An 11,235-nucleotide genomic window follows, 5' to 3' on the forward strand; every position below is an offset into this window, starting at 1 on the left:
CATCGTCCGTACCGGGTTCATCCCGATCGCCCCGGAGCAGGGTCTGGCCCTCTTCGACACCGCCCTGTCGCAGGGGAGCGCGGGACTGGTTCCGGTCCCGCTGGACCTCAAGGCCCTCCAGGAGCGGGGCCGCGAACTCCCGGCGCTGCTGCGCGGACTCGTCCACACCCCCGTCCGCCGTGGCTCCGTCCGTGCGGCGGCCGCCTCCGGAGCGGGCGGGACCGGCGGCACGGGACTTCGGGAACGGCTGCTGACCCTGCCGTCCGAGGACCGGATCCCGGCCCTCCTCGACCTCGTCCGCACACACGTGGCCACCGTCCTCGGCCACGGCGACCCCGGGTCGCTCGACGCCGGACGCGCCTTCCGCGACCTCGGCTTCGACTCCCTCAGCGCCACCGAACTGCGCAACACCCTCAACACCGTCACGGGTCTGCGGCTGCCCTCGACCCTGGTGTTCGACCACCCCAACCCGGGCGCGCTCGCCGCGTACCTGCTCGGCGAACTCCTCGGCGACGGCGCCGGTGCGGAGCCGTCCGCTCCGGTCGCGGCACGGCCCACGGGCGCCGACGAGGACGAGGACCCGATCGTCATCGTGGGCATGAGCTGCCGCTACCCCGGCGGCGTCGAGACCCCCGAGGACCTGTGGCGGCTCGTCGAGACCGGCGGGGACGGCATCACCGGCTTCCCGGAGGACCGGGGCTGGGACGTCGAGAACCTCTACCACCCGGACCCGGAGCACCGGGGCACCTCGTACGCCCGCGAGGGCGGCTTCCTGCCCTCCGCCGCCGAGTTCGACCCCGCCTTCTTCGGCATCTCGCCCCGTGAGGCCCTGGTCATGGACCCGCAGCAGCGGCTCCTGCTCCAGACCTCCTGGGAGGCCCTCGAACGCGCGGGCATCGACCCGCTGTCCGTACGGGGCTCGCGCACCGGTGTGTTCGTCGGCCTGATGTACCGGGACTACCTCAGCAGGCTGCCCTCGATCCCCGAGGAGCTGGAGGGCTTCCGGGGCACCGGCGCCTCCGGCAGCGTGGCCTCCGGCCGCATCTCGTACACCTTCGGCCTCGAAGGTCCCGCGATGACGGTCGACACCGCCTGCTCCTCGTCCCTGGTCACCCTGCACCTGGCCGTGCAGGCGCTGCGCCGGGGCGAGTGCACCCTCGCCCTCGCGGGCGGTGTCACCGTCATGGCCTCCCCGACCGCCCTGATCGACTTCAGCCGTCAGCGCGGTCTCGCCGCGGACGGCCGCTGCAAGTCCTTCTCGGACGACGCGGACGGCACCGGCTGGGGCGAGGGCGTCGGCATGCTCCTCGTGGAGAAGCTCTCCGACGCCCGCCGCAACGGCCACCGCGTGCTCGCCGTGATCCGTGGTACGGCCGTCAACCAGGACGGCGCGAGCAACGGCCTGACCGCGCCGAACGGTCCGTCCCAGCAGCGGGTGATCCGTGCCGCGCTGGCCGATGCCGGTCTGGGGACGGCCGACGTGGACGCCGTCGAGGCCCACGGCACGGGCACCCGGCTCGGCGACCCGATCGAGGCGCAGGCGGTGCTCGCGACGTACGGCCAGGGCCGTGCGGAGGACCGGCCGCTGTACCTGGGATCGCTGAAGTCCAACATCGGCCACACGCAGGCCGCCGCAGGCGTCGGCGGCATCATCAAGATGGTCCAGGCCATGCGGCAGGGGGTGCTGCCCAAGACCCTGCACGTGAGCGAGCCCTCCTCGCACATCGACTGGGCGGCGGGAGCCGTCGAGCTGCTGACCGAGGCCCGCGCCTGGCCCGAGACCGGACGGCCGCGCCGCGCCGGCGTGTCCTCCTTCGGCATCAGCGGCACCAACGCCCACGTCATCCTGGAACAGGCCCCGGAGGAAGCCGCGGACGACCGTCCGGAGCGCGCCCCGAACGACACCCTCGTCCCCTGGACCCTGTCGGCCAAGTCCCCGGCCGCCCTGCGCGGCCAGGCCGAACGGCTCCTCGGATACCTGGACCTCCACCCCGGGACCGACGTCCGGGACATCGCGCACTCCCTGGTCACCACCCGCTCCTCCTTCGAGCACCGGGCGCTGCTCCTCGGCCGCCGACAGGAGGATTTCCGCACCGGTCTCGCCGCCCTCGCGGCGGGCGGACCGGCCTTCGCGCCGGCGCAGCCCGGGAACGCGGACGGCGGACGGCTGGCGTTCCTGTTCACCGGACAGGGCAGCCAGCGCGTGGGCATGGGTGCGGAGCTGTATGACGGATTCCCGGTGTTCGCCTCGGCCTTCGACGCGGTCTGCGATGCGGTGGACCCGCTGCTGGGGCGTGGTCTGAAGCCGCTGGTCTTCGGAGAGGACGAATCCGGGGACGGAACGCTGGACCGTACGGAGTTCACCCAGCCCGCGGTCTTCGCGGTCGAGGTGGCGCTGTTCCGGCTGCTGGAGTCGTGGGGTGTCCGGCCGGACGTGGTGGCCGGGCATTCGATCGGCGAGATCGCGGCCGCTCACGTGGCCGGGGTGTTCTCGCTGGAGCACGCCGCACGGCTGGTGGTGGCGCGCGGCCGGCTGATGCAGGCGCTGCCGGAGGGCGGCGTGATGGTGGCGGTGGCCGCCTCCGAGGAGGACGTGCTGCCGCTGCTGGAGGGCCGGGCGGACCTGGTGGGTCTGGGCGCGGTCAACGGCCCGGAGTCCGTGGTGCTGTCCGGTGCGGGCACGGTCGTCGACGAGATCGTCGCCGTGCTGGCCGAGCGGGGGGTCAAGACCCGCCGTCTGACGGTGAGCCACGCCTTCCACTCGCCGCTCATGGACCCGATGCTGGAGGAGTTCCGGCAGGTCGTCGAAGGCCTCGAGTTCGGCCGTCCGTCCCTGGCGGTCGTGTCGACGGTGACGGGCGGCCCCGTCACGGCGGAGGAGTTCGCCTCCGTCGACTACTGGACGCGGCACGTGCGCCGGCCGGTGCGCTTCGCGGACGCGATACATGCCCTGCGGGCGCAGGACGTCTCCCGGTTCGTCGAGGTCGGCCCCGACGCCACCCTCACCGCCATGGCCAAGGCGAGCGTGGGCGACGACGTCTTCCTCGTACCGGTCCTGCGGCGCAACCGGCCCGAGACCCGGACCCTGACCGATGCCGTCAGCGGCCTCCTCACCAAGGGCATCCCCCTGGACGAGGAATCCGGGGCGCGCCGGGTCGACCTGCCGACGTACGCCTTCCAGAACCGCCGCTACTGGCTGGACGTGCCCCGTCCGGCCACGGCGGAGGCCGGCGGGCCCGCCGCCCTCCCGGAGCTCCCCGGGCTGGGGGAGGAGGAGTCGCAGACGCCGCCGGCCGCCGATCCGGCGGTGCTCTTCGGGCTCGCGCCGGCCGCACTGGAGCGCGAGCTGACCGACGTCGTACGCACCACCGCGGCCCGGGTCTTCGGCCACGACTCGGCCGACGAGGTCGATCTCGCGGCGAGCTTCAAGGACCTCGGGATCGACTCGCTGACCGCCATCGAACTGCGCAACCGGCTCGTCGAGGCCACCGGCCTGGGGCTCCCGCCGACGCTGATGTTCGACTGCCCCACCCCGCTGGACCTGATCGCCAGGCTCCGGGAAGAGGTGGCGGAGGAAGCCGCGGCGGCCGGGCCCGCGGCGCCGGTCTCGCTCCGCACGGAGCTCGACCGGCTGGAGAAGCTGATCACCTCCTCCGCGCCCGACGGCGCGGAGGAACGGGAAGAGGTCGGCGAGCGCCTGCGGGCGCTGCTGACGGCCTGGAACGACAAGGCCGCCACCGGGAGCGAGGACACGTCCGCCGCCGACCTGTCCGCGGCCTCGGCCGAAGAACTCTTCGAACTGCTCGACGTGGAACTGGAGATGCCGTGACTGCCGCGACCAATGACGAGAAGCTGCTCGACTACCTGAAGCGGGCCACCACCGAGCTGCGGGACACCAAGCGGCGGCTGCGCGAGGTCGAGGACCGCGCCCGCGAGCCCATCGCCGTCGTCGGCATGAGCTGCCGGCTGCCCGGCGGGGTGACCTCCCCCGACGAGCTGTGGCAGCTCGTCCTGGACGAGCGGGACGCCATCGGCGACTTCCCCGTGAACCGCGGCTGGCAGCTGGAGGACGGCGAATCGGCCACCCACCAGGGCGGATTCCTCTACGACGCACCGGAGTTCGACGCCGACTTCTTCGGGATCTCGCCCCGCGAGGCCCTCGCGATGGACTCCCAGCAGCGGCTGCTCCTGGAGACCTCCTGGGAGGCCTTCGAACACGCCGGCATCGACCCGACCTCGGTACGGGGCACCTCCGTCGGCGTGTTCACGGGCGTCAACCAGCACGGGTACGCGTCCGATGTGACCGAACTCCCCGAAGGCGTCGGGGGATACCTCTCCACCGGCGTCTCCGGCAGCGTCGCCTCCGGACGCGTGGCGTACTTCATGGGCCTGGAGGGCCCGGCCGTCACCCTGGACACCGCCTGCTCCTCCTCGCTGGTCGCCATCCACCTCGCCGTGCAGGCGCTGCGCCGCGGCGAGTGCTCCATGGCGCTGGCCGGAGGCGTGACGATCATGTCGACGCCCGGCGCGTTCGTGGAGTTCAGCAAGCAGGGCGCGCTCTCCGGTGACGGCCGTTCCAAGTCCTTCGCCGCGGCCGCCGACGGCACCGGCTGGGGCGAGGGCGTCACCACCCTCCTCGTCGAGAAGCTCTCCGACGCCCGCCGCAACGGCCACCAGGTGCTCGCCGTCATCCGCGGCACGGCCGTCAACCAGGACGGAGCCACCAACGGCCTGACCGCCCCCAGCGGCAAGGCCCAGCAGCGGGTGATCCGGGCCGCGCTCGCCGACGCGAACCTGAGCGGCGCCGACGTGGACGCCGTCGAGGCGCACGGGACGGGTACCAAGCTCGGTGACCCGATCGAGGCGCAGGCGCTGCTGGCGACCTACGGGCAGGGCCGTGCGGAGGACCGGCCGCTGTACCTGGGCTCCCTGAAGTCCAACATCGGCCACACCATGGCCGCCGCGGGAGCCGGCGGCGTCATCAAGATGGTCCAGGCGATGCGGCACGCCACCCTGCCCAAGTCGCTGCACATCGACGCCCCCTCCCCGCACATCGACTGGTCCGCCGGCTCCGTCGAGCTGCTCACCGAGGCGCGTGAGTGGCCCGAGCTCGGGCACCCGCGCCGCGCCGGCGTCTCCTCCTTCGGCATGAGCGGCACCAACGCCCACGTCGTACTGGAACAGGCACCCGCCGACGATCCCGAGGCACCCGCCGACGGCCCGGCCGGGGCCACCCCGGACACCCCGCTCCCGTGGACCCTGTCCGGCCGCACCGACGCCGCCCTGCGCGGCCAGGCCGAACGGCTCCTCACCCACCTGGAGCGTTTCCCGGACCAGCGCCCCGCCGACATCGCCCACTCCCTGGCCGTCGGACGCGCCCACCTGGAGCACCGGGCCGTGCTGATCGCCGCCGACCGGGAGGAGTTCCTCCTCCGGCTCAAGGAGCTCGCCCTCGGCGAGACCTCGCCCGGCACCGTCCGGGGCGTCGCCGCCGGGGCCGCCCTCAAGCCCGTGTTCGTGTTCCCGGGGCAGGGTTCGCAGTGGGTGGGGATGGCGGTGGGTCTGCTGGAGACCTCGCCGGTGTTCCGTGAGGCGGTGGAGGCGTGTGAGGAGGCTCTGGCTCCGTTCGTGGACTGGTCGTTGACCGGTGTGCTGCGGGGTGTGGAGGGTGCTCCGGGTTTTGACCGGGTCGATGTGGTGCAGCCGGTGCTGTGGGCGGTGATGGTGTCCCTGGCGGCGTTGTGGCGTTCGTTCGGTGTGGAGCCGGCCGCGGTGGTGGGTCATTCGCAGGGTGAGATCGCGGCGGCGTGTGTGGCGGGTGCGTTGTCCCTTGAGGACGGTGCGCTGGTGGTGGCGTTGCGTAGTCGTGCGCTGCTGGAGATCGCGGGGCGCGGTGGGATGGTGTCGGTTCCGCTGCCGGTGGCTGAGGCGGAGGAGCGGATCGGGGCGTGGGACGACTTGTGGGTGGCGACCGTCAACGGTCCGCGTTCCACGGTGGTTTCGGGGTCTGCGGATCAGCTTGAGGAGTTGCTGGCGGTGTGTGAGGCGCAGGAGGTGCGGGCGCGCCGGATTCCGGTGGACTACGCCTCCCACTCGGCTCATGTGGAGGCGATCGAGGAACGCCTGGCCGAGCTCCTCGCCCCCGTCCGTCCCCGCCCCGCCCACACCCCGTTCCGTACGTCCGTCGACGGGGAGACCGAGGACACCGCCGTCTTCGACGCCGCCTACTGGTACCGGAACCTGCGCCGCACCGTGCGGTTCGAGGAGGCCGTCCGGGGGCTGCTCGCCGACGGACACCGGCTGTTCGTCGAGGTGAGCCCGCACCCGGTGCTCGCCACCGGACTCCAGGAGACCTTCGAGGCCGCGGCCGCCGCCGGCCGCGCGCCGGCCGTCGTCGAGTCGCTCCGGCGCGACCAGGGCGGCCCCGAGCGCTTCCTCGCCTCCGTCGCCCAGCTGTACGTGCGCGGCGGAGCGGTCGACTGGGCGCAGGCCACCGAGGGCCACCGGCCGAGCCGGGTCCCGCTGCCGACGTACGCCTTCCAGCGCAGCCACTTCTGGCTGGAGGGCGGCGGCAGCGGCGACGTCACCGCCGCGGGCCTGACGGCCGTGGGCCACCCGCTGGCCGCGGCCGCCACCGCGCTGCCCGGCACCGGGCAGCTCCTGTTCACGGGCCGGCTCTCCCTGCGCAGCCACCCCTGGCTGGCCGACCGCACCCTGCACGGAGCGCACGCGCTGCCCGAGTCGGCCCTGACCGACCTCGCCCTGAGCGCCGGCGCGCGGGCGGGCTGCCCGCGCCTGACCGCACTGGAGACGACCGCCCCGCTGCTCCTGCCCGGACAGGGCGCCCTCCAGCTGCGCCTGCTCCTGGAGCCGGAGGCCGACGGCGTCCGCTCCTTCACCCTGCACGCGCGCGCCCAGGACGCCCCGGACACCGAGGAGTGGACCCTGCACGCGCGCGGCGCACTCGCCTCCGGCGAGCCCGCCGCCCCGGCCGCCACCGGCCTGGAGACCTGGCCCCCGCAGAACGCGCGGGAGCTGCCCGTCGACGAGCTGTACGAGGCCCTGCGCGCCCGGGGCCTGGCCCACGGCGCCGCGTTCGGGCTGGTCACCGAGGCGTGGGAGGCGGACGGCGACTACTTCGCCGAAACCGTTCTGCCGCAGGGGCAGTCGGAGGCCGGCTTCACCGTGCACCCGGCCCTGCTCGACGCCGCACTGCACCCCCTGCTCGCCGGCACCGCGCCGGACTCGGCGGGAGAGCGGGGACCGGTCCTGCGCACCGACCGCTGGGCCGACGTGGCGGTGCACGCCACGGAACCCGTCGTGCTGCGGACCCGGATCACCCGCACCGGCGCGGACACCGTCGCGCTGACCGCCGTGGACGCGGCGGGCGGCCCGGTCCTCACCGTCGGCGCCCTGCGCCTGACGGAGGCGGCACCCGAGGCGTACCCGTCCGAGCTCCCGGACGGCGAGCCCGTCGCCGCGCCCGTACTGCCGCCCACCGGGCCGCGGCGCGCCGCCGCGACCGCGCCGGCGGCAGCCGGCGGGCTGCGCGCGCGGATCGCGTCGCTGTCCCCGACGGACGCGGAGGCCGAGCTGTGCCGGTTCATCCAGGGCACCGTCGCCTCCGCCCTGGGGCACGCCTCGGCCGACGCCGTCGACCCCGAGCGGTCGTTCATCGAGCTGGGCATCGAGTCGATCACCGCCACCCAGCTGCGCAGCCGGCTCGTGGAGGAGACCGGGCTCCAGCTCCCCGTCACCCTGGTGTTCGACCACCCCACGGCCGCCCTGCTGGCGCGTCACCTCGCCGAGGGGATCGCCGCCGACCCCGCCGGCGGCGCGACGGCGGGGGCCGCCGGCACGCTCACCACGCTGTTCCTGCACGGCTGCGAGCAGGGCAGGCCCTCCGAGGCCGTCCAGATGCTGGTGGCCGCCGCCCGGCTCGCGCCCTCCTTCCGGCGGCGCGAGGACGCGGACCGGCTGCCCGCTCCGGTGCGCTTCGCGCGGGGCGACCAGGGGCCGGCGATCTTCTGCTTCCCCTCGCTCGGCGCCATCTCGGGCCCGCACGAGTACCTGAAGTTCGCCTCCGCCTTCCAGGGCGTACGCGACGTGACGGTCCTGCCGCACCCCGGCTTCGTCGACGGCGAACCGCTTCCGGCCGACCGCGACGTGCTCGCCGCCACCCACGCCGAGGCCGTCCTGGAGGATGCCGGCGGGCGGCCCGTGGTGCTGCTCGGCCGTTCGTCCGGCGGCTGGATCGCGCACCGGGTGGCCGAGCGCCTGGAGGAGCTCGGCAGTCCCGCCGCCGGCGTGATCCTGCTCGACACCTACTCCCGTACCGCCGACCACTACAGCCTGCCGCTGATGACCTCCCAGATGGCCGCCACGGCCGACCTGTTCGTGCCGCTGGACGATCCGAAGCTCACCGCGATGGGCTCCTACATCGGCATCCACGCCGACTGGCGGCCCACCGCGCTCCGCACCCCCACCGTGCTGCTCCGCGCGGCGGACGCCGTACCCGGCGTCCCGGCCGACGAGTCGGCGCCGGAAGGCGGCCGCCCGGGCTGGGAGTTCGCCGGGGAGCGGGTCGAAGTACCCGGCGACCACTTCACCATGCTCGACGAACACGCCCGCACCACGGCCGACTCGGTCGAGGCCTGGGTGCGCGGGCTCACCGTCTGACCCTCTGACCCCTCACCCTCCGACCCCTCACCCTCCCCCACAAGAAAGAGAACAGTTCCCTATGCAAGCGGTAACGGCCCAGCGCGAGCTGTGGCTGCGGCAATACCATCCAGGCCCGGACGACGGGCCGCTGCTCGTCTGCTTCCCCCACGCCGGCGGATCGGCCACCGCCTTCCGCCCGCTGTCCGCGGACCTGTCCGCCCACACGGCGGTCAGGGCGGTCCAGTACCCGGGCCGGCAGGACCGGCACACCGAGGCACCCGCCACCCGCCTCGGCGCCCTCGCCGACGCCGTCTCCGTGGTGCTCGCCGCGGAGACCGGCCGGCCCCTGGTGCTCTACGGACACAGCATGGGCGCCCTCGTGGCCTACGAGACCGCCCTGCGCCTGCAGGACCGGTACCCCGCCGCCGCCCCGGTGGGACTCGTCGTCTCCGGGGCCCAGGCCCCCGGGGTCCCGCGCACCGACGGTGTGCACCGGCGCGACGACGACGGCGTCATCGAGGAGATCCGCAAGCTCAACGGCACGGCTCCCGAGCTGCTCGCCGACCCCGACGTGCGGGCCATGATCCTGCCCGCCGTGCGCGGGGACTACGAGGCGCTGGAGACCTACCGGGCCCGCCCCGACGCGCCTCGGCTGGACTGCCCGGTCAGCGTGCTGATCGGCACCGAGGACACGCAGACCACCCAGGAGGGTGCGCTGCGCTGGCAGGAGACCACCGCGGCGGGCTTCGGCCTGCGCGGTTTCCCCGGCGGCCACTTCTTCACCGAGTCGCACCGCCCGCAGGTGGCCGCGGCCCTCACCGACGACATCCGCTCGTTCACCTCTGAAACCGACATACGGAGCTTCCGTTGACATCCCGTCCCCGCCCGTCGTTCGGGCTGACCGTCCTCGCCGTCTCACTCCCCATGTTCATGGTGGCGCTGGACAACCTGGTCGTCACCAACGCCCTCGCCTCCATCCGCCGGGACCTCGGCTCGACGGTGGAGAACCTCCAGTGGGTCACCAACGCCTACGTCCTCGGCTTCGCGGGCTTCCTGCTGACCGCCGCCGGGCTCGGCGACCGTTACGGCCGGCGCAAGGTGTTCGCCATCGGCATCACCGCGTTCACCCTCGCCTCGCTGGGCTGCGGTCTGTCCGATTCCATCGAGGCCCTGATCCTCTTCCGCACCCTTCAGGGCATCACCGCCGCGGCCGTGCTGCCGCTCTCGCTGACCATCCTGACGGTCTCGGTCCCGCCGGAGAAGCGCGGCGTCGCCATCGGCCTGTGGAGCGCCATCAGCAGCCTGGCCGTGGCACTCGCCCCGCTCGTCGGCGGCGGCATCACCACCGCCATCCACTGGCACTGGATCTTCCTGGTCAACATCCCGGTCGGCCTGATCGCCATCCCGCTGGTGCTGAAGGTGCTCGACGACAGCCGCGGAGCGGCCGCCAAGCTCGACATCCCGGGCCTGCTCCTGGCCGGCGCCGGTGTGCTGAGCCTCATCTGGGCCATCGTCAAGGGCGGCGAGGAGGGCTGGACCTCGTCCACCGTCGTGGCCGCCTTCGCCGCCGCCGTGGTGCTGCTCGTCGCGTTCCTGCTGTGGGAGCGCAAGGCCTCCTCGCCGATGCTGCCGCTGAGCATCTACAAGATCAAGGCGTTCTCCCTCGCCAACGTCGTGTCGCTCGCCGTGTTCTTCGGCCTGTTCGGTCCGATCTTCCTGATCGCCCAGTACCTCCAGGTGGCCCGGGGCCACTCCGCGTTCGAGGCCGGCCTGTGGACCCTGCCGTGGGCGATCATGCCCATGCTCGTCGCCCCCTTCGCGGGCAAGTTCGCCCCCCGGGTGGGCAGCGGGCGGCTGATGTCTGCCGGTCTGTTCGTCTCCGGCATCGGTCTGGCCTGGTTCGCCGCGGTGGCCGGCGTCGACGCCGCCGACTGGGAGTACGTCGGCCCGTTCATCCTGGCCGGCGCGGGCATGGGCCTCGTCTTCGCGCCCACCGCCATGGTCGTCATGAGCTCGGTCCCCCCGCAGATGGCGGGCAAGGCCTCGGGCGCCAACACGACCGTGCGTGAGCTCGGCGGCGCCCTCGGCATCGCCGTGAGCACCAGCGTCTTCTCGACCTACGGTGCCTACGACACCCCGCAGAGCTTCACCGACGGCATGACCCCCGGCCTGTGGGTCGGGGCCGCCGTCCTCGTCGTGGGCGCGCTGATCGCCCTGGCCATCCCGCGCCCGAAGCAGGCTCCGGCGGCGCAGCCGCAGCCGCAGCCGCAGGTGAAGCAGGACACCGCCGCCGTGGCGGAGTGACGAAGGACCACCGCGGCTGAGCGGGAGGGGGCCGGTGGCCCGTGACGCGTCCTGGCACACGGGCCGCCGGCGCCCCTCCCCTCACCGCGGGTTCCGGTACGACCAAGGCGATACGTTCAAGAACGGGTGGAACATGTACGGGGATGACGACCGGGCCGGAGCCGGCACACGTGGCCGCGTGGCCGAGCTGCACTCCCTGCGCGAGGAGGCCCGGCGCGGCCCCAGCGACCGGGCGACCGAGGCGCAGCACGCGAAGGGCAAGCTGACCGC

General features: G+C 73.7%; 3 protein-coding genes and 1 pseudogene. All 4 read left to right on the forward strand.

Features of this window, described 5'->3' with window-relative positions:
- A partial coding sequence (locus ABT403_RS38720; RefSeq protein ID WP_351650936.1) for a type I polyketide synthase occupies positions 1-3,829 on the forward strand: 3,829 nt, incomplete at its 5' end.
- Positions 3,826-8,646, forward strand: a pseudogene (locus tag ABT403_RS38725) (acyltransferase domain-containing protein); the annotation flags it as partial. The gene ABT403_RS38720 and the pseudogene ABT403_RS38725, both read left to right, overlap by 4 nt.
- A gap of 94 nt (positions 8,647-8,740) precedes the next feature.
- On the forward strand, positions 8,741-9,532 hold the full coding sequence (locus ABT403_RS38730) for a thioesterase II family protein (RefSeq protein ID WP_344169930.1): 792 nt from the start codon (positions 8,741-8,743) through the stop codon (positions 9,530-9,532).
- Entirely contained in the window at positions 9,529-10,965 is a 1,437-nt protein-coding gene (locus ABT403_RS38735) for an MFS transporter (protein WP_344169933.1), read from the forward strand. The genes ABT403_RS38730 and ABT403_RS38735 overlap by 4 nt, the downstream gene beginning before the upstream one ends.
- Positions 10,966-11,235: the final 270 nt, after the last annotated feature.

This window comes from Streptomyces sp. NPDC000075 (assembly GCF_040301925.1).
GTDB classification, from domain to species: Bacteria; Actinomycetota; Actinomycetes; order Streptomycetales; family Streptomycetaceae; genus Streptomyces; species Streptomyces polychromogenes.

Excerpts from the sequence above, each read along its gene's own strand:
- ABT403_RS38730 (WP_344169930.1), top strand. The coding sequence starts at position 8,741 with ATGCAAGCGGTAACGGCCCAGCGCGAGCTGTGGCTGCGGCAATACCAT.